A 17662-nucleotide genomic window follows, 5' to 3' on the forward strand; every position below is an offset into this window, starting at 1 on the left:
CTGAAAAGATGATGCACGACGGCAAACCCAAGGATGTGGAAATGGGGGCGGTGATCTGGGTTAAATTTCATCCCTGGGAATAATGAATTTTTAACTGACGGCAATCAAGATTTATGTTAACCAGTATCTCAACTTTCTGACTTGCATTGCCAAAGGGACATATTGCCGGATGTTCTGGCTTGGCTCATAGCGGCATTGGCCGCCGAACGAATCACACGAGGTAATTCGCGGCGGACGCCTCGGAAGCCGGCCATGGACGGCCGGCGAGAATGAGCGAGAGGCATGCCGGAACATCCCTGAGAGTTATTTCAGCCCTGCCTGTCCGCAGGCAGGTATTTTTAGAGCAACTCAGAAAGTTGAGCAGTATTTAACGAATGGCTCAATTTTCCCGAAAAATAGTAGCAAACCAGATCAGGAAAACATAACTCATGCATATATCAGAAGGCGTTCTGGCCGGACCGGTATTATTTTCCGGCATGGCCCTGGCGGTAGCCGGCGTGTCCATTGGGATCAAAAAACTTGATTTTGATCATCTGGCTCAGGCCGGCATCCTTTCCGCAGCCTTTTTCGTCGCTTCCCTGGTTCATGTTCCCATCGGGCCGTCAAGCGTACACCTGATCTTGAACGGCATTGTAGGCCTGCTGCTCGGCTGGGCGGCCTTCCCTTCGATTATGGTGGCCTTGCTGCTCCAAAGCATTATTTTTCAATTTGGCGGCATTACCACCCTGGGAGTAAATACGGTCATCATGGCCCTGCCGGCGGTTATCTGCTTTTATCTCTTCGCCCCCCTAATCAGCAAAAAAGCGTCTATTGCCATGCCGGCCGCCTTTGCCTGTGGCTTTCTGTCCGTCTTCATGAGCGCCCTGCTGGTGGGAACCAGCCTGTATTTCAGTGAAAAAAACTTTTTTGAAGTCGCTACTCTGGTGGTTACCGCCCATCTGCCGGTGATGCTGATCGAAGGAATTATCACCGTTTTCTGCATAAGTTTTATCAGAAAAGTAAGTCCGGAAATGCTGCCGGACAAATAATAACAGGAGTTAAGCCCATGCGTTCATGGAAACTAATCATCGCAACAACCATGATCATCCTTTTTTCCCTGGCAGGGTCGGCTGCGGCTCACAAGGTAATGATTTTCGCCTGGGTCAACGGCAATACCGTCCAGACGGAAAGTAAATTCAGTGGCGGTCGCAAAGTCAGCGCCGGAAAGATTGAAGTATTTGACCCACAAGGACAATTGATCCTTAGTGGTAAAACCAATGACCAGGGAGAGTTCTCCTTCCCGATTCCTCAATCAACCGCTTTGAAAATTGTCCTGACTGCAGGCATGGGACATCGGGGAGAATGGACAGTCAGTAAAGATGAAATTATCAATGCAACTCCCACAAATACCACCTCCCCGACAATAGAAAGCACCACCAACGAAAATGCAACTTCGGCTGCGGGAGCAAAAAACACTGCTATCCGGCCAGCAGCAACAGAAACAACCCTGAGTGCTGATGAAATCAAAGAGGTGGTGGAAAAAGCACTGGACCGCAAACTGAAACCGGTCTACCGGATGCTGGCCGAGGCCCGGGAACATAAGCCGAGCATCCCTGATGTCATCGGCGGCATCGGTTACATCATCGGGCTGGTGGGACTGGCGGCGTATTTGCACGCCCGCCGCCAACAGAAGTAAGGCTGTCTTGATGACTTCGTAAAAAATCAACCTTTAGCCTTTAGCCTTTAGCCTTTAACCTTTTTTTCATCATGATCCAGGAACCTTTCGCCACCGGCAACTCACCCATCCACCGTTTGAACCCGACTTTACGCGTTACAACGGCTGCGGCCTATTCCTTTCTGGTCGCCCTTGCCCATGGCCTGCCAACTCTGGCAACTGCCCTGTTACTAGCTATAATTCTGGTATTTTTCGCCCGTTTAGAGCTTAAAAAAGTCATGCAGAGGCTCACTATTGTCTTAGGTTTCCTCCTGCTGATCTGGGCTTTCTTACCCTGGACGTATAAGGGAGAAATATGGTTCCACCTTGGCCCCCTGGCAATCAGCCGTCCCGGGGTCATGCTATGCCTGGAAATCAGTTTAAAATCCATCGCCATTCTTCTGGCCATGATCGCCCTGGTTTCCACCATGACCACCGCCAGGATTGGTCATGCCCTCAACCGTCTGCACCTGCCGGGGAAATTGATCTATCTGATTCTCATTACCTATCGCTATATTTTTGTCATTGAGCAGGAATACCAGCGCTTGATGCGGGCCGCCCGAATACGCAATTTTTGCCCGGGAACCAACCTGCACACCTACCGCACCTATGCCTACCTGCTGGGAATGCTGTTTGTCAGATCCGCCGAACGGGCTAAAAGGGTCCATGAAGCAATGATCTGCAGGGGGTTCAGCGGCAAATTTTATTCATTACAGGAAAACCCCCAAGGGCATCAGAATTACATTTTTGCCCTGCTGATGTCACTATCATTGCTTGGCCTGGCCGTCCTTGAGATCAACTTCACGGTCATGCTGCCTTAACCTGTTGAAAAAGGAAAATAATGTCTGATACCCCCCTGCTCAGGTTAACAAACCTGACATTCAACTACCCGGCGCGGGAACCGGTCATCAAAAACCTGCAGCTGCAATTTTTTCAGGGGGACCGCATCGGTCTGGTAGCCCCTAATGGCAGCGGAAAAACCACCCTTTTTCACCTGATTATGGGGTTGTTAAAACCAACTTCCGGTAGAATAGAATTTATGGGACAACAAGTGGTCAGTGATGAAGATTTTGCGGTTGTCAGGCAGAAAATCGGTCTGTTGTTTCAAGACGCCGACGATCAACTATTCAGCCCTACAGTGATTGAAGATGTAGCCTTCGGTCCTTTGAACCTTGGCTATTCACGGGAAGAAGCCAGGGAAATTTCCCTGAAAACCCTGGAATTTCTCGGCCTGAGCGACTTTGCCGACCGGGTTACTTTCAAATTATCGGGCGGGGAGAAAAAACTGGTTTCCCTGGCAACGGTACTGGCGATGAAACCTGAAATTTTGCTTCTTGATGAACCCACCGCCGGACTTGACCGTAAAACCAAGACCAAGCTGATGGAAATATTAAACAGCCTGAAACTTTCCTATATTATTATTTCCCATGAATTTGATTTTCTCAAGGAAACCGCTCACCACATCTATACCATGGAAGATGGGAAAATCATCCTGGATGAAGAGTTACATATTCATCATCATGAGCATGCCCACCGGGTTGGCACCCTGCCCCATAAGCATATTTAAGGCCTAACAGCTTCCCTCACCTGGCAATGATTAACCAGAGTACCGATATTTTCGATCGTGATGCTGACCTGATCTCCATCCCGCAGGTAGATTGAAGGATCCCGGAAAACCCCGACCCCCGATGGCGTTCCGGTCAGAATCACATCGCCGGGAAAAAGGGTGAAATGCCGGGAAAGAAAACTGACCAGAAAAACAACTGAGAAAATCATCCGGCTGGTGTTACTACTCTGCATGGTCACTCCATTCACCCGGCAGCTGATGGCCAGATTCTGGGGCTCGGGAATATCATCGGCAGTCACAATCCAGGGACCCAAAGGGCAAAAAGTATCCAGAGATTTTCCCCGGACCCATTGTCCGTCCCCGAATTGCAGATCCCGGGCGCTGACGTCGTTGGCACAGGTATAGCCAAAAATCGCCTCACCGGCTTCTGCTTCCGAACAGCAGGATATCCGCCTGCCGATAACAACCGCCAGTTCCGCCTCAAAATCCACTTTTTTGGTAATCGCGGCATCCCAGCAGATCGGCTGGTGGTGGGCAGCAAGACTGTTGGGGAACTTGGCAAAAACCAGCGGGGTCTTTGGAAGTTCCGCTTTGCCTTCTTCAGCATGATCCTGGTAATTCAGGCCGATGGCGATAATTTTTGACGGCCGGCTGACCGCCGGAGCTAAGTCAATTTCATCCAGCGCCAATACCCGGTCATCTATAAGCGGGCGCTGGCCGCTGCAGATAAAATCAATCATATCCCCGGTAAAATCCAGCGGCCGCAGCTCGTTGTTCTCAACCAGTCCCAGACGAACATATTTTTCCTGGTCATAAAATTGAGCTATTTTCATTGCAAATACCATCCTTTCTATCAGTTAAAATCACTATACGGTTAAATGACCAAAGATCCCTGTTGGCACTTTATTGCCGAGGCACAAACGGCCGATAAAGAGGATCACCCACCAACACCAGGCGCCAGGAGCGGAAAGGCACCGAGAGGGCGAAGCACTCAGCCAGGGAAAAACGGCCATCAAGCAGCAGGCTGAAAAAAAGTGACGGCGGCGGAAAGGCCTGGACATAGGGTTCGGCCACCGGACCGATAACGGCAGCTACTCCGTCACGCAACATGCCCAGGCACCAACCTTGATTATCCTCTTGCTTAAGGGTGGTACACTCACCGCTGGCGATGTGATAACCTACCGTCCCGGGGCGCCAGTCAAAAGCATCAAGATAATGAGAAAGCCGATACCAGCCACAATAGAGTACCGCATCCGGGCAGTCACCAGGCTGAAAAAGCTCGGCTTTATCATTCAATACCACCTTTAAGTTGCTTTTTTCAGCTACCAGGTCGGATGCCAGGTGGATATAGTTATCATATAAACCATAGCCTTGTAACTCCCGGACTTTCTCCGGGTCTGGCCGCGGCCAGCGGGCGTCGAAACAGGCGGTGCCTGTAAGCCCCGTCTTTTCCGCCGCCAGGCTGTCAAGAACCAATCGCTTGACAATCTTTGGTGTTGGTCCGTCCAGGCGGGCAACCATATAGGCGATGGTCGGCATCTTCTTGATCTCTTTCCCCCGGTAGCCGAGATAGGATGGATTCGGCAGCCAGCCGGCCAGAGTGTAATCCCCGGCCATCACCAGGGACAATTCCGAATCCAGAGCCGCCAGTTCCCGGCTATGGCTCTGGACCGCCAAGTCGTCCCTTAGCTGCTGCAGCTCGGCACGCAATCGTTTACGCTCTGCTGATTTTTCCGGCAAAGTAACCAGTTTTTTCTCAACTTCTGCTTGTTTTTGCCTCAACTCCAGCTGGCACAGTTTTTCCTTTGCCGTCACTGGACCCGGCGCCACTTTCAGGGGCATCCCGTACATCAGCAGCAGGCAGCGAATCGGCCGCCGTCGGTCTTCCTTTGTGCGCTGTTCAAGATATTTCCGTACCGGAGCCGCAATCTTCTGATTATATTCCTTGCGACTGCAGGTTTCGGCCGATGAAGTCCGTACTATCAGCAGATTTTCCCGGGGGATGCCGCGCTTCTCCAAGTAAAACTTTGCCAGCAAAATGCTGTCCGCCGCCAGGAGGTTGGCAATAACCAAAACTTCATCGGCTTCAAGAACCGCATGGGCTTCGGCCGCCCGGAAAATCAACCCACCACCAAAGGCGAAAACAATGGCAATAAAAAATAAAAATCGTCTGCAAACCATATTTCAACAAGCCTTTACTCTTGCACTAAGGCAAACAAAGTTATATGTTTCCATAGCTTATCTTGTTTCAAATTCCGGAGAAAAACCATGCAGATAAAATTTCGTCAACCGGTCAGTGGCTTTACCCATGCAGCCGGAGTCCTCTTATCTATTATTGCCTTAATTGTCATGGTAACCGTTGATATCCGGCATAAAACCGCCTGGAATATTGTCGCGGATTCAATCTTTGGCAGCAGCCTCATTATGCTTTACACCGCCAGCGCCCTCTACCATCTCTTGCCGCTGAAAGAAAAGGGGATCAATCTCCTGAGACAACTTGATCACACAATGATTTTTATTCTGATCGCCGGGACCTACACCCCTTTTTGCCTGGTTACCCTGCGCGGACCCTGGGGTTGGAGCATGCTGGCAACCATCTGGGGGCTGGCAGTCGCCGGGATTATCACCAAACTGGTCTGGAAATCCGCCCCCCGTTTTTTCCGGGTCGCCCTTTATCTGCTTATGGGCTGGCTATCACTTATCATGATCTATCCCCTTTCGCAAACCGCCCTGCCAGGAACCCTTGTCTGGCTACTGATCGGCGGCCTGTGTTACACGGTGGGAGCCATATTCTATGCCCTGAAATGGCCCGATCCTTTTCCGAAAACATTCGGTTTTCATGAAATCTGGCACCTACTGGTGCTGGGTGGCAGTTTCAGCCATTTCTGGGCGGTGTTTAGATATGTATGATGTATGGTTATTCTCCAACATAATCTTGATATATATTTTCACTGCAACCAGAAGAAAGGATTTTTATTCATGACCACTACCCCCTTGGAAATCGGACAGTCACTGCACGGCTTTACCGTTGAACGACTGGAAAATATCGAAGAATTACGCTGTCGCGCCGCCGTCCTTACTCATGAGCAAACCGGAGCCCGGCTCATACACCTGATCAACGATGACCCCAACAACCTGTTCTGCATCGGTTTTCGCACCCCGGTTCACGACAATACCGGGGTTCCTCATATCCTGGAACATTCGGTACTCTCCGGCTCCCGCAAATTTCCCCTGAAAGACCCGTTCAAAGAACTGCTGAAGGGCTCCCTGCAGACCTTTCTCAATGCCATGACCTATCCGGACAAAACCCTTTACCCGGTTTCCAGCCAGGTCGAAGTGGATTTTTACAATCTGGTGGATGTTTACTGCGACGCGGTTTTTCATCCCCTGTTAACCAGGGAAACCTTTTACCAGGAAGGCTGGCATTTTGATCTGCCGTCTGCCGACGACCCCATCAGTATCAAGGGGATTGTCTATAACGAGATGAAGGGCGTGTTTTCGGATTTTCACAGTCACGTAGCCCGCAAAACCATGGGGGAATTCTTCCCGGACACCACTTATTACTATGAAAGTGGCGGTGAGCCGGAGCATATCACTGACCTGACGTATGAACAGTTCCGCGATTTCCACCAGTCATACTATCACCCTTCCAATGCCTTCATTTTTCTCTATGGCAACCTGCCGACCGAAAAAAGCCTGGCTTTTCTGCAGGACAATTACCTGGCGGCATTCAACCACCGGGAGGTAGATGCCGAAATCAGGCCGCAATCACACTGGTCACAGCCAAAGAAAATATCCATTACCGCCCCGGCCGCCAAAGAAGATGACGGTACGGCCAGTGTCATTCTCGCCTGGATGTTCGGACCGGGCACCGATCCCCTGAACGCCCTCCTGGGCCGGATTCTATCCCGCTACCTGGTCGGGACCCAGAGTTCTCCTTTGCGTCGAGCCCTGATTGATTCAGGCCTGGGAGAGGACCTGGACGATATGACTGGTTTTGAAACGGAGTTGATCCAGACCTTTTTTGCCGTCGGCCTGCGAAAAACCCGACCGGAACATGCCAAAAAAATCAGCCGGCTGGTCACCACCACCCTGAAAAATGAAATCAGTTCCGGCATGAATGAAAAGCTTCTCGAAGGCGCTATACGCAGAACTGAATTTCAGCTGCGGGAAATCGCCGACAGCGGCCATTACCCTTACAACCTGATGCTTGCGGACCGTTGTTACCGCTCCTGGATTTATGGCGGCGATCCCCTGGCCCACCTGCGCTTTGCGGCTCCGCTGCAACGGATCAAGGGGGAAAAATCCAAAGGAACAGCTTTCTTCTGCAATCAACTGCAAAAGTTATTGCTGGACAATCCCCACCACCTGGTATCGGTGGTCACCGCCTCGGCAAAAATGGGGGAAGAGCTGGGTGAACAAAGCAGCAGACAGGCAGCCAGGCTGACGAAAGATTTCGGCCCTCAGGAAAAGCAATTCTATCTGGAATTAACCAAAAAACTCCAACAGCAGCAGGCTACTCCGCCCAGCTCTGAAGCCCTGGCATCCCTGCCGAAGCTGGACAAAAATGACCTGCCGGCTGAAAATCAGCTGACGCCAACCGATCACATAACCCTGATCGATATTCCGTGGTACCGCCACCCTTTATTTACCGCCGGCATTGTCTACCTTGACTTAGGCTTTGAACTGAATAATCTGCCGGAAACACTCCTGCCCTACCTGCCGCTCTATACCCAGCTCATCAGCCGCTGCGGTGCCGCCAGCCTCAGCTATGAAGACATGGCCACCCGCATCTCGCTTGGCACCGGGGGAATTGGCTGTTCTCATATATGTATGCGTCACCGGGAAAAACCAGACGAGCTGGTTTTCAAGGCTTTTTTCCATGGCAAGGCCCTCCCGGAACGATTTAATGAATTGACGGATATTTTCCGCGATCTTTTCATGGAACCAAAGCTGAAAAATCCAAAGTTAATCAAAGATATTCTGCTGGAAATGCGCAATGACCTGCAGGCGGCGGTACTGGGCAGCGGCCATCATTTTGCCGTCTCCCAGGCCGCTGCCCGACTGAGTAAATCAGCCGCCATCGAAGAAAAACTCGGGGGAATTTCCCAGCTGCGGTTTCTTGATCAACTGTTGAAAAAAGGAGATTTTACCGCCATCGGCTCCCTGATGGTCAGCCTGCACCAACAACTGATCAATCGTAACGGCTGCCTGGTTTCCATGACCAATGACCAACCACAGAGGTATGAAAAGAGGCTGTCCGAACTACTGCGGGAACTGCCTGCCAGCCCGCTTGAACCGAGCCCGACCAGATTCACTCCCTCAGCAGACCGGTCAATCAGGGCGATTGAGATCAGCTCTTCGGTCAACTATGTTGCCCAATCATGGGAAATCAACGACGGATCCGCTGCGGATCTCGGCATCCTCAGCCTCCTGGCCCGCAACCTGTCAACCGGGCTTCTCTGGGATAAAATCAGGGTGGAAGGTGGCGCCTACGGCGGCATGGCCATGGTTTCGGGAGCACATCCAGTATTTTCCTGTGCCTCCTACCGTGACCCAAATCTACAGAGAACCCTGGAAACTTTTTCCACCAGCCTGAAAACCCTGGGCGCGGGAATCAGTACCACCGAAATAGACCAGAGCATTATCGGCAGCATCGGCAGCATTGATGCCCCGAAAAATCCGCACAGCAAAGGATTTGGTGAAACCATTGCCTTAGTCAGCGGCCGTTCACCCGCCTACCGCCAGCAGATCAGGGAAGCCATCCTGGGAGGAACTGCCGGCCGGTTGGGACAAAAAGCCCGACAGTTGCTGGAAGAACAGCAAACCGCCATCACTGTTTTAGGCAGCATCTCAGCTTTTAATCAGGAGGAAGCAAAAGGGATAAAACTGGAACGGCAGCCATTGCTAACCACCGATGAATAGGAGATGACAACAGGGAGCAGACAGGGGGAAATTTCTGTTGACAGACGTATCAGACCAGACCAGACTAGACTAAGTCTATATAGCATGAACTGTCAAGATGAAACAGACTACTTAAAATAGTGTGAGGTAGCCCCCATGCAGATCACAAATATTTCAGAGGTCAAGGCCAATTTATCCTACCTGATAAAAACTGTTCAAGAAACGAATGAGACTATTATTATTGGTAAAGCTGGGCAACCTGTCGCCACCCTTTCAGCTTACCGGAAAGACAGCTCCCCGCGACAGTTGGGCGGCAGCTGGGAAGGGCGGGTTAAAATCTCATCGGATTTTGATAAGGCTGATGAAAAGATCAGTGATACCTTCTATAATTCTTCAATCTTTCCCGATCAGGGCGAAAAAAGAAGCCGGAACATCTAAAACGTGAACTTTTGACCATTCGGTTGCCAAAATGGATGATAGAACAAATAAAAAATAAAGGTGAAATTGGCTATGTAATTGAAGATCAGTTGGGTAAAAATGACTTCTTAGACACACCTGCCGACTACGATATAGGCAGTTAGGATTTACGATCATAAAATCGGGAAATTATGGCATCATATCTTAACATGGCGACAAAGGTGCTCGAGAAGTGTAGGTCAGGACGAGAAATATAATTGTCGTTGAACATTTGTAACAAAATCAAAACACAGCTTCAGGGTATCCAGAAAAAGGCGAAAAATTATTGACACTACCCAGAATGTCAACGCTTGAAATTTAGAGGATAAACGTGAGGGAATATCGCAAGGAGAAAACCGGACAAGATTACTCGTGAGGCAGTTTTTTTGAATTGGTATGATTTATTCATGAGGCAATACGACCGGACAAAGTAATTGACATTTAACATGTACTCGGTCTGACTCCAAACGCCTCATACAATGTTGAATCTTTTACATGCGGAATTTGGCTGCTATCGTCCAAAAAATTTACGACACCTATTGCATGTGTAATGGCGCAAGCCCATATATTCAGTTTTCCTCTTGATAAAGGTGATGGTCGTTTTCTGCAAAGTTCCGCTGTTGCATATTCAATAAATTCAGAAAACTCATCATTAAGATATTTCTGTGAGAACTCACTGGTGATTTTGATGATAGACGAATATATCTCTTGCATTTCCTTTGGGAATTTTTTTGACTTCTTTTTCAATTGGGTCTCCAAAATAACTAGATTTTGAATATTGTTGCAAATCCAACGACTAACATCACTTGCTGGGCCGCAATGCCCGAGCAAACAGCGGTCGGCTATTCCCGGTCAAGTGCATGTTTTTGTTCGGCGATTGCACCGGGAATTCTAAATTTTATAGACCCGTTTTCCCATATTGGAATTTTATTTTTGTTTTTTCTGGCATTTTCCGCAACTTTTTTTGCGGCTCTTTCCAAAGCTTGCAATCCTAAAGTCGCATATTTGTTGTGTTTTTTCATTGTTAACTCTCCGATTCATCTATAATGACTGGTTGATTTGCAGAAGTGTCAAAAATGATCCATGAATCAGCCAAAGATTTGTATATTTGTTGAAAATTAATCCAACTTCTTTCAAATCGACGTCTGATATCGTGTTCCGGGATATTATGACCTCCTTGAGATACTCTCAATTTTACACGTTCGATTGCAAATTCCACCGTTGGGACTCTGAGATAATAGATGATAATTTCATATTGTTTTGATTTCCAATCTTTTATCTTATTGACATACCCCTTACCACTAAGAGTCGTTTCAAAAGCAAATGATTCGTTCCCCTTTATGCAGTCGTTGATATTTCGAATCATCAACCTTCCTGCCTCTATGGCCATCTTTTCCGGTTGAAAAGGTGATAAACCTAAGGCAATTAAATCAGCATTTACAAAATTTAGACACTCGGCTTCAGCTGGCAGAAATTCTTTGGCAAATGTTGTTTTCCCTGCTCCATTTGGCCCTGCAATGATGTAACATTTACGTTTCATTTTATTCCTGAGTCTGCCGCCGAACGACTGAGATAACTGGCACCCAACTTACAAGAGGAAGGTTAAGCAAACCGACAAAAAAATTGAAACCGAAAACTCGCAGGCTGAAAAGTGTCCAGTTTATTGATTTGTTCGGCGAATTTTTACCGTATGGTTCGAACTGTTAAGGATCAAATTTGACTTTGCCTACCGTCATCTATCTTACCCAATTTTCAATTTTTAATGATCTTATCCTTTTGAACTCTTTTTCATTGTTTGTTATCAGGATCAAATTTTCACTTAATGCGTGAGCCGCTATAAGCATGTCAAGAGGGCCAATCACATTGCCATGCTTTTCGAGACAAGAACGAATCTTCCCATAGTAAGTTGATGCATTTTCATCATATGATATTATTTCAAATGGGCCAAGAAATTCCTCCAGTCTCTTAATATTTTTTTTGATTTGTCTGCTTTTGCACGCACCATATTGAAGCTCTGATACTGTTATCGATGATACGCAAATATTACCAACACCAACTTCTCTGCAAATCTGAATAACTTCCGGGGGATGGTTATTCATGATGTATATGCAAATATTTGTATCAATCAAATACATCATCTAGACCTTCTCGTTGTTGTTGCGTCTCAGGCTGATTCCGTTCAATAATAAACGGTAAATCATATTTTTGTAAATTCCTTTCCCAGACATCCCATATCGTCTTATCTTTAGGTAAAAGCAGAACTCCTTCAGGTACTTTTTTTACATATACTTCTTTACCTTCAAATCGATATGATTTTGGCAAGCGTACCGCCTGACTTTGTCCGTTGGTAAAAAGTTTAGCAGTATCCATAATTACCTTCCTCCAAAGAATCAATTCAATCTATACTATCTAGTATAGACTTACTTTTTTCTTGTGTCAAGACTTATATTTTTGCTTGCAGCACATAAGGCTTGGGAAATCTTTAAGGTGGTCAATTTTTAAACGGAAAACGGAATGAAAGCAAAGGGCAAACCCATTTGCAGATTTACACCGCCGAACATTTAAATAAGCGGCGCGGCTTTTTTCGTCCGCTGAATTTATTCGTTAGTGTTAGCCCTTTTTATGCATCCATTCTTGTTTAGCATACAAAGATCATCATCTTTTCTTTCAATCTGTATCGTAGAGTGTTCTATGCCGAAACGATCATGTAATTCTTGCTGAAGTTTACGCAGAAAATCATTTTTCAAGGAAGCCTCAACATATGTATTATCAGGCCATATTGACCTGATAAGTTGATATTTAAGGACCTTTACGGTAAGATTACCTTTAGTCTGAATAGCAAATATGAAATATACATTCACCATACTTTGACGAGCAAAGATGATGTTAATTACTCAACTTTCTGAGTTGCATTGCCGGGGACATATTAGCAGGATGTTCGGGCTTGGCTCGTAGCCTGTCTGCCGACAGGCAGGCGGTATTGACCGCCGAACGAATCACAACACGATGTGATTCGCGGCGGACGCGGGGACATTGCTTTAGCGCGCCCCACAAGCCGGCCATGGACGGCCGGCGAGAATGAGCGAAAGCCATGCCGGAACATCCCTCTAAATTTCTTTTCGCTGTTTTTAGAACAAGTCAGAAAGTTGAGTTTTCATCCTGCCCGCATGAATGCAGCCAGCCGGCGAATCAGGAGATTAATCCTTTTGCCCCCGGCCAGTTCAATTTCCCGTTGTTTCTTCCAGAATAAAAACCCGCCCAGGGCCGCAAAAACAACATTGGCCAGCCACAGGGCCGGCAGCTGCAAAGTCCCGCCTTTTTCCCCGACAGCCTGGCCGAAAGAAAACAATATGTAATATGTCAGCAGTAAAAACAAGGCAAGAACCAGACCGCGGAAGCGTCCTGAAGTACGCGCCGGCTCCAGAGCCAGAGGAATACCAATCAAGGCAAAAACCAGACATGAAAATGACATGGAAATCCGTTTATAAAGACTGTTGCGAACCTTGCTGGCATCTTTCCCCTGGCTTTCAAGTCTTTGGATTTTCTGCCGCAATTCGCCAAAGTTCAGGGAACGTGTGCGGGGATGCCTCTTTTTAGCGGCTCGGCCCAGCAGGGCATCCAGATCAAGGTTAATTTTATATTCTTTAAAATCCGTCAACTGGTAGCTGTCTTTTCCGGTCTCATACCCGTGGATAGTTCCCTGACGGAGCAGAAAAAAAAGATTGCCCTGCTCCTGATCAGGGATGATCAGACCCTCCCGGGCGGTTATGGTATGTTGCCGTTTCCCCTTCCGCTGGTCAAAAATCACTACTTCCTTGATCATCCCGGTTTCCTGGTCAATCTCATCCACATAGATCCCCAAACCCTTGATTCCCAGACTCAGGGCATGGGGGCGCAAAGCCAGTACGGTTTTATTTTTCAAAATATCAAGAGTGATGCTCTTAATTTTTTTTAAGCCCTGGGGGACCAACCAGATTTCCAGCACCAGGACAATGCAGGTACAGGTCACGGCCATAAGCAGTACCGGCGGCAGGAAGTCGCGGGGACTGATGCCTAAGGCTTTCATGGCCGTAATTTCGCCGTCGGAACCCATCCTTCCCAGACCCACCATCAGGGAGAAAAAAAAGGCCATGGGAATTGCCATGGTCAGTAGATAAGGAACCATAGCCAGGATCAGACTCAGCATATCAGTCAATCTGACGCCCCTGGCGATGACCATTTCAGCCATTTTGTACAGGTTCCCCAACAGCAGAACAAAAATCAGCACCGTCAGGGTCAGTAAAAAAGGAACCATGATTTCCCGGCTGAGATAACGTCGGATAATCTGCATGCTTCAGAAATGCCCTTCTTCCTGCAGGCTGATAACTTTTGCACCGGCAACAATGAGGTGATCAAGTAAACGCAGTCCCAGGGAAGTGGCGGCCTGCTGTAATTCCCTGGTAATAGCCAAGTCATCGGCGGAGGGACTGGTACTTCCACCAGGGTGATTGTGGGCGACAATAATGGCGGCAGCTTTATGGTACAAGGCCCGTTCCATCACCGTCCGGGGATAAACCGCGCTCATGGAAACGGTACCGCGATGGATGGTTTCCGCGGCCAGTACATGATGCTGGTTATCAAGAAAAACAGCGAAAAAATGCTCATCCGCCAAGCCCTCCAGGTAGCTGCGACACAACTCCCCAGCCTGGACTGGTGAGGTAATGGAATCCTTGCTGATAATATCCTGATTCAAATAGCGGGGAATCAAAGAACGGCTGAAAACAATCAAGGTTGCCGTATGCGTGCTGATTCCGTCAATTTCCATCAACTTCTTCAACGGCGCGTCCAGCACCCCCTTCAAGGAAGAAAATTGTTCCAGCAGCCTTTTGGCCAATGGCTTGACATCCCGACGAGGCAGGGCATAGGTCAGCAGCAATTCCAGCACTTCATAGTCGGCCAGGCTCTGAAGGCCGTTTTCCAGCAGACGCTTCTTTAAACGCTGGCGATGGCCGGCCGTCCATCGTCGGTTATCGGCTGCGGTTTTAACTTTTGTCACCGTCATCGGCCTGTCGCTCCTTTGGGATCGAAGAATTTTTTCTTGTTTGTGGGGACACCGCTGAAGCAATGTCCCCGATTGAACTGTCATAAGGCATGACCGGAGACGAGGCAGCGGTATTTTTCACCAGACGGCCATCTTCCAGGCTGACCACCTGGGTGGGAAAGGCAAAATAAACTCCCTGGCGGGCGAAAATACCCTGAATTTCATAGAGAATATCATTCCCGTAATGAAGGGAAGCTGTCCAGTCAGGCAACTTAACTTTAAACCAGACCCTGACCACCTTGGAATAACTATCCAACCGATCCAAATAGATCCAGCAGCTTTCCCTGACCACTTCCGGCCGGGCAAACAAAAAAGTCTTCAGCGCTTCGACCAATTTTTGCACCTGCTGACGGTCCGTATCATAAGGTATGTCCAGATCCCATTTATAAATGAACTGACGACGGCCATAATAATTTTTCACTTCCCCGGTCATAAACTTGGTATTGGGAATGGAAACGGTGGTCATATCGGCAAATACTTCCACATAGGTACGGAAATAACCAATCCTTTTTACCGTCCCCGACCAGCCTTCAAAAGTGATAAAGTGCCCCTCATCAAAAATACCGGTGGCATAAATATAGAGGCGACCAACAAAATTGCTCAATGGTTCTTTGACCGCCAGGGCCACAGCTATGCCACCAACTCCCAGGGAAGTCCAGACCACTTTCAGGTCAAGACCAAGATTTGAAAGAATGGTCAAACCGCCAATGACACCGACGACCGGAAAAACCAGTTCCTTAACCTGCTTCCCCAGCCGCTGAATCTCTCCACGTTTTTCGACACTGATATCAGTGCGGCTGCCGATCCGCTCGATCCAGTAATCCGTCAGATGGCGCAAAGAAAGGATAAGCATCTGAAAAAGCAAAAACAGCAGTAGAGCAATTAATATTTTCTCAACAATTTGATTAATATTTGCCGGCAGATCAAGAATATTTTTGCCCATGAAAATGCCGATAATAATAAAAATGGGGATTATCGGCTTCATAACCCGTTTAAAAATCAGGTCATCAACCTTTGAACTGGTTTTTTTCACCAGCCGGCCGGCAGATTTTCCCAGGAGAAAATAAACAACCAGACCGATAATCACCACCAGGGAAAAGATCCCGGCCGCCAGCAGTAATCGCTCCCATGATCCCCCGGTGGTCATTTGCTGCCAAAAATTCTGGTTCATCTTCTAAACCTCTTCTTCTAAGTAACTTGTAAACATTCGACTACGTTTTCAGAAAAGATAAAAATACTCTCACAGAGGCACAAAGTCACAGAGAACCCGAGTCATTTGCCCTCTGTGACTCTGTGACTCTGTGAGAAATAATAAAAATTTGTCAATCTATAGACAAAGTCGAATATTTACAGTAACTTAACGCTAAGTTATTGAATTTATTAGACCCAGCTTCTTGCATGATTTGACCAATTTTACCGGTAATTTTAGGTTTCTTTGTAACTATTCAGTCAATTTGTTTAATTTTCTCGCAAAGCCGCAAAGACCGCGAAGAGTTCAACTTGCCATATCGTCAGTCGTTTTTCTTTGCGCTCTTTGCGTCTTGAGTGAACAAAGCGAACGGGCGCGAGACAAAAAAATTACGCTGAATGATTACGTTTCTTTATGATAAACCGCTGCCGAAGGCAGTGTGAAACGCTAATTTTCCTGTTTTTTACTGCAGGTTTTCATGAGTGAGTTACTGAAAAAGCTCATCATCCCTCTTGATTTTTCCGCAAATCATCACTAAAGTAGTGAAAGTTTCAATTATCAGAACCATTGCCCGGGCGAAAGCCTGAATTATACCCCTATTTCACTGTGTGGACACCGCTAAAGCAATGTCCCCAAAAGGAGTTCCCATGAAAATCGCCATATCCGGTAAAGGCGGGGTAGGTAAAACCACTCTCGCCGGCACCTTGGCCCGTTTGATGGCCGACCAGAATAAAAAAGTACTGGCCATCGATGCCGACCCTGATGCCAACTTGGCCTCTGCCATCGGCTTCAACATCAAAGAAGTTGAAAATGTCACCCCGCTGGCGCAGATGACCGAAGAGATTGAATCCCGCACCGGTGCTAAAAAAGGAACTTTCGGGGGGATTTTCAAACTTAACCCCCAAGTTGATGACATTCCGGAAAAATTCAGCCTTTTAAAAGAAAATATCAAGCTGCTGATTCTGGGAACCATTCCCGAAGGCGGCGGCGGCTGTTACTGCCCGGAAAGCGTCCTGTTGAAGTACCTGCTGCGCCACCTTTTTCTGCAGCGGGATGAAAGCATTATCCTTGATATGGAAGCCGGGCTTGAACACCTGGGCCGCGGTTCCACCCGGGGCATCGATGCTTTTATCGTCGTCGTCGAACCGGGAACCCGCAGTCTCCAGACGGCCCGCCAGGTAAAAAAACTGGCCGCTGATCTGGGAGTAAAGCAGGTTTATGTGGTCGGCAACAAGATTCATACCCCGGAAGACCGTCAGTTCATCGAGAAAAACCTGGATGATATGATTATCCTCGGAATCATTGATTATGATCCAGCTATCGTTGCCGCTGACCGCCGGGACGAATCCCCCTATGACGTCAACCCGGAAGTAGTCAAAAACGTTAAAGGGATTTATGAAAATCTCTGCCACCAGATTGGCAGTGATAACTGAACTTTCCCGGCAGCAAATTAATTTTTTTTGTTTTTACAGGCCTTACTGCAGAAATATACAGTCCGCCCATGTACATGGCGGGTAACGGCTTCACTTTCCGGGACATAAAGCCCGCAGGTCTCACATTTGACCATCTTACCGCTGTTGACCTGCGGCGGTTTACCAGCGGGACGTTGCCCCACCTGTGGCCCTGAAAACATGCCGCTGAAAAGTCGATAAACAAGATAGATCAGGAAACCGAAGATTACTAAGCGAATCATGGTTTTTTATCCTCTGTTTGCATGGGGACACCACTAAAGTAATGTCCCCGATTAGCCTCCCGGAGTTGCCGGGGCCTTCT

Annotated in this window: 21 protein-coding genes; 8 read left to right on the forward strand and 13 right to left on the reverse strand. The window is 48.0% G+C overall.

What is annotated here, in order from left to right:
• Positions 1–128 precede the first annotated feature (128 nt).
• Positions 129–284, reverse strand: a complete 156-nt coding sequence (locus tag U9P07_02685; GenBank protein ID MEA2108315.1) for a hypothetical protein — start codon at positions 282–284, stop codon at positions 129–131.
• Positions 285–428: 144 nt separating this feature from the next.
• Between U9P07_02685 and cbiM the strand changes: the two genes are divergently transcribed.
• The 4 genes from cbiM (at position 429) to U9P07_02705 (ending at position 3260) form a co-directional block, all read left to right on the forward strand.
• Positions 429–1028 carry a cobalt transporter CbiM gene (gene cbiM, locus U9P07_02690; protein MEA2108316.1) on the forward strand — a complete coding sequence of 200 codons (600 nt, stop codon included), beginning with the start codon at positions 429–431 and terminating at the stop codon, positions 1026–1028.
• A gap of 17 nt (positions 1029–1045) precedes the next feature.
• A complete protein-coding gene (locus U9P07_02695) occupies positions 1046–1675 on the forward strand; it encodes a hypothetical protein (protein ID MEA2108317.1) in 630 nt (209 codons plus the stop codon).
• 71 nt (positions 1676–1746) lie between these two features.
• The gene (gene cbiQ / locus U9P07_02700) at positions 1747–2514 is read left to right on the forward strand and encodes a cobalt ECF transporter T component CbiQ (GenBank protein MEA2108318.1); all 768 of its coding nucleotides are present in this window, start codon (positions 1747–1749) and stop codon (positions 2512–2514) included.
• A gap of 20 nt (positions 2515–2534) precedes the next feature.
• Positions 2535–3260: an ABC transporter ATP-binding protein gene (locus U9P07_02705; GenBank protein MEA2108319.1), complete on the forward strand. Its 726-nt coding sequence runs from the start codon at positions 2535–2537 to the stop codon at positions 3258–3260.
• On the opposite strand, the gene U9P07_02710 is transcribed toward U9P07_02705, so the two are convergent.
• Together U9P07_02710 and U9P07_02715 are read right to left on the reverse strand one after the other, a co-directional pair.
• Positions 3257–4093, reverse strand: a complete 837-nt coding sequence (locus U9P07_02710) for a fumarylacetoacetate hydrolase family protein (GenBank protein MEA2108320.1) — start codon at positions 4091–4093, stop codon at positions 3257–3259. The two genes, U9P07_02705 and U9P07_02710, sit on opposite strands and share 4 nt — an antisense overlap.
• A gap of 70 nt (positions 4094–4163) precedes the next feature.
• A complete protein-coding gene (locus tag U9P07_02715) occupies positions 4164–5441 on the reverse strand; it encodes a TIGR03790 family protein (protein MEA2108321.1) in 1278 nt (425 codons plus the stop codon).
• 87 nt (positions 5442–5528) lie between these two features.
• Between U9P07_02715 and U9P07_02720 the strand changes: the two genes are divergently transcribed.
• The 3 genes from U9P07_02720 to U9P07_02730 all read left to right on the forward strand — a co-directional run bounded on the left by U9P07_02720 (position 5529) and on the right by U9P07_02730 (position 9602).
• Positions 5529–6170: a hemolysin III family protein gene (locus tag U9P07_02720; GenBank protein ID MEA2108322.1), complete on the forward strand. Its 642-nt coding sequence runs from the start codon at positions 5529–5531 to the stop codon at positions 6168–6170.
• Between the two features lie 69 nt (positions 6171–6239).
• Entirely contained in the window at positions 6240–9185 is a 2946-nt protein-coding gene (locus U9P07_02725; protein ID MEA2108323.1) for an insulinase family protein, read from the forward strand.
• A gap of 135 nt (positions 9186–9320) precedes the next feature.
• Positions 9321–9602 (forward strand): type II toxin-antitoxin system Phd/YefM family antitoxin, encoded by a 282-nt coding sequence (locus tag U9P07_02730; GenBank protein MEA2108324.1) that lies wholly within the window; start codon positions 9321–9323, stop codon positions 9600–9602.
• A gap of 459 nt (positions 9603–10061) precedes the next feature.
• Here U9P07_02730 and U9P07_02735 read toward each other — a convergent pair whose 3' ends face one another.
• The 9 genes from U9P07_02735 to U9P07_02775 all read right to left on the reverse strand — a co-directional run bounded on the left by U9P07_02735 (position 10062) and on the right by U9P07_02775 (position 15871).
• The gene (locus U9P07_02735) at positions 10062–10367 is read right to left on the reverse strand and encodes a DUF6398 domain-containing protein (GenBank protein MEA2108325.1); all 306 of its coding nucleotides are present in this window, start codon (positions 10365–10367) and stop codon (positions 10062–10064) included.
• A 95-nt stretch (positions 10368–10462) separates the two neighbouring features.
• Positions 10463–10642 carry a hypothetical protein gene (locus tag U9P07_02740; protein MEA2108326.1) on the reverse strand — a complete coding sequence of 60 codons (180 nt, stop codon included), beginning with the start codon at positions 10640–10642 and terminating at the stop codon, positions 10463–10465.
• Between the two features lie 2 nt (positions 10643–10644).
• On the reverse strand, positions 10645–11160 hold the full coding sequence (locus U9P07_02745) for a Zeta toxin family protein (GenBank protein ID MEA2108327.1): 516 nt from the start codon (positions 11158–11160) through the stop codon (positions 10645–10647).
• Positions 11161–11356: 196 nt separating this feature from the next.
• Complete coding sequence (locus tag U9P07_02750; GenBank protein MEA2108328.1) at positions 11357–11758, reverse strand: type II toxin-antitoxin system VapC family toxin; 402 nt, start codon at positions 11756–11758, stop codon at positions 11357–11359.
• Entirely contained in the window at positions 11742–11990 is a 249-nt protein-coding gene (gene vapB, locus U9P07_02755; protein MEA2108329.1) for a type II toxin-antitoxin system VapB family antitoxin, read from the reverse strand. The genes U9P07_02750 and vapB overlap by 17 nt, the downstream gene beginning before the upstream one ends.
• Before the next feature lie 516 nt (positions 11991–12506).
• Entirely contained in the window at positions 12507–12713 is a 207-nt protein-coding gene (locus U9P07_02760; GenBank protein MEA2108330.1) for a hypothetical protein, read from the reverse strand.
• A 61-nt stretch (positions 12714–12774) separates the two neighbouring features.
• The gene (gene lptF, locus U9P07_02765; protein ID MEA2108331.1) at positions 12775–13950 is read right to left on the reverse strand and encodes an LPS export ABC transporter permease LptF; all 1176 of its coding nucleotides are present in this window, start codon (positions 13948–13950) and stop codon (positions 12775–12777) included.
• A gap of 3 nt (positions 13951–13953) precedes the next feature.
• On the reverse strand, positions 13954–14661 hold the full coding sequence (gene radC / locus U9P07_02770; GenBank protein MEA2108332.1) for a DNA repair protein RadC: 708 nt from the start codon (positions 14659–14661) through the stop codon (positions 13954–13956).
• Complete coding sequence (locus U9P07_02775) at positions 14642–15871, reverse strand: mechanosensitive ion channel (GenBank protein MEA2108333.1); 1230 nt, start codon at positions 15869–15871, stop codon at positions 14642–14644. The genes radC and U9P07_02775 overlap by 20 nt, the downstream gene beginning before the upstream one ends.
• A gap of 665 nt (positions 15872–16536) precedes the next feature.
• Here U9P07_02775 and U9P07_02780 point away from each other — a divergent pair.
• Complete coding sequence (locus U9P07_02780) at positions 16537–17322, forward strand: carbon monoxide dehydrogenase accessory protein CooC (GenBank protein MEA2108334.1); 786 nt, start codon at positions 16537–16539, stop codon at positions 17320–17322.
• Positions 17323–17339: 17 nt separating this feature from the next.
• Here U9P07_02780 and U9P07_02785 read toward each other — a convergent pair whose 3' ends face one another.
• The gene (locus tag U9P07_02785; GenBank protein MEA2108335.1) at positions 17340–17582 is read right to left on the reverse strand and encodes a PP0621 family protein; all 243 of its coding nucleotides are present in this window, start codon (positions 17580–17582) and stop codon (positions 17340–17342) included.
• Positions 17583–17662: the final 80 nt, after the last annotated feature.

This window comes from Pseudomonadota bacterium, from assembly GCA_034660915.1.
Taxonomy (GTDB): domain Bacteria; phylum Desulfobacterota; class Anaeroferrophillalia; order Anaeroferrophillales; family Anaeroferrophillaceae; genus DQWO01.

What these genes read in the sequence shown, in the direction of transcription:
- U9P07_02710 (MEA2108320.1), bottom strand. Translation starts at nt 4,093, where the DNA reads ATGAAAATAGCTCAATTTTATGACCAGGAAAAATATGTTCGTCTGGGA.
- U9P07_02685 (MEA2108315.1), bottom strand. Translation starts at nt 284, where the DNA reads ATGCCTCTCGCTCATTCTCGCCGGCCGTCCATGGCCGGCTTCCGAGGC.
- radC (MEA2108332.1), bottom strand. Translation starts at nt 14,661, where the DNA reads ATGACGGTGACAAAAGTTAAAACCGCAGCCGATAACCGACGATGGACG.
- cbiQ (MEA2108318.1), top strand. Translation starts at nt 1,747, where the DNA reads ATGATCCAGGAACCTTTCGCCACCGGCAACTCACCCATCCACCGTTTG.
- cbiM (MEA2108316.1), top strand. Translation starts at nt 429, where the DNA reads ATGCATATATCAGAAGGCGTTCTGGCCGGACCGGTATTATTTTCCGGC.
- U9P07_02745 (MEA2108327.1), bottom strand. Translation starts at nt 11,160, where the DNA reads ATGAAACGTAAATGTTACATCATTGCAGGGCCAAATGGAGCAGGGAAA.
- lptF (MEA2108331.1), bottom strand. Translation starts at nt 13,950, where the DNA reads ATGCAGATTATCCGACGTTATCTCAGCCGGGAAATCATGGTTCCTTTT.
- U9P07_02780 (MEA2108334.1), top strand. Translation starts at nt 16,537, where the DNA reads ATGAAAATCGCCATATCCGGTAAAGGCGGGGTAGGTAAAACCACTCTC.
- U9P07_02760 (MEA2108330.1), bottom strand. Translation starts at nt 12,713, where the DNA reads ATGGCTTTCGCTCATTCTCGCCGGCCGTCCATGGCCGGCTTGTGGGGC.
- U9P07_02740 (MEA2108326.1), bottom strand. Translation starts at nt 10,642, where the DNA reads ATGAAAAAACACAACAAATATGCGACTTTAGGATTGCAAGCTTTGGAA.
- vapB (MEA2108329.1), bottom strand. Translation starts at nt 11,990, where the DNA reads ATGGATACTGCTAAACTTTTTACCAACGGACAAAGTCAGGCGGTACGC.
- U9P07_02775 (MEA2108333.1), bottom strand. Translation starts at nt 15,871, where the DNA reads ATGAACCAGAATTTTTGGCAGCAAATGACCACCGGGGGATCATGGGAG.
- U9P07_02725 (MEA2108323.1), top strand. Translation starts at nt 6,240, where the DNA reads ATGACCACTACCCCCTTGGAAATCGGACAGTCACTGCACGGCTTTACC.
- U9P07_02730 (MEA2108324.1), top strand. Translation starts at nt 9,321, where the DNA reads ATGCAGATCACAAATATTTCAGAGGTCAAGGCCAATTTATCCTACCTG.
- U9P07_02785 (MEA2108335.1), bottom strand. Translation starts at nt 17,582, where the DNA reads ATGATTCGCTTAGTAATCTTCGGTTTCCTGATCTATCTTGTTTATCGA.
- U9P07_02695 (MEA2108317.1), top strand. Translation starts at nt 1,046, where the DNA reads ATGCGTTCATGGAAACTAATCATCGCAACAACCATGATCATCCTTTTT.
- U9P07_02720 (MEA2108322.1), top strand. Translation starts at nt 5,529, where the DNA reads ATGCAGATAAAATTTCGTCAACCGGTCAGTGGCTTTACCCATGCAGCC.
- U9P07_02750 (MEA2108328.1), bottom strand. Translation starts at nt 11,758, where the DNA reads ATGATGTATTTGATTGATACAAATATTTGCATATACATCATGAATAAC.
- U9P07_02715 (MEA2108321.1), bottom strand. Translation starts at nt 5,441, where the DNA reads ATGGTTTGCAGACGATTTTTATTTTTTATTGCCATTGTTTTCGCCTTT.
- U9P07_02705 (MEA2108319.1), top strand. Translation starts at nt 2,535, where the DNA reads ATGTCTGATACCCCCCTGCTCAGGTTAACAAACCTGACATTCAACTAC.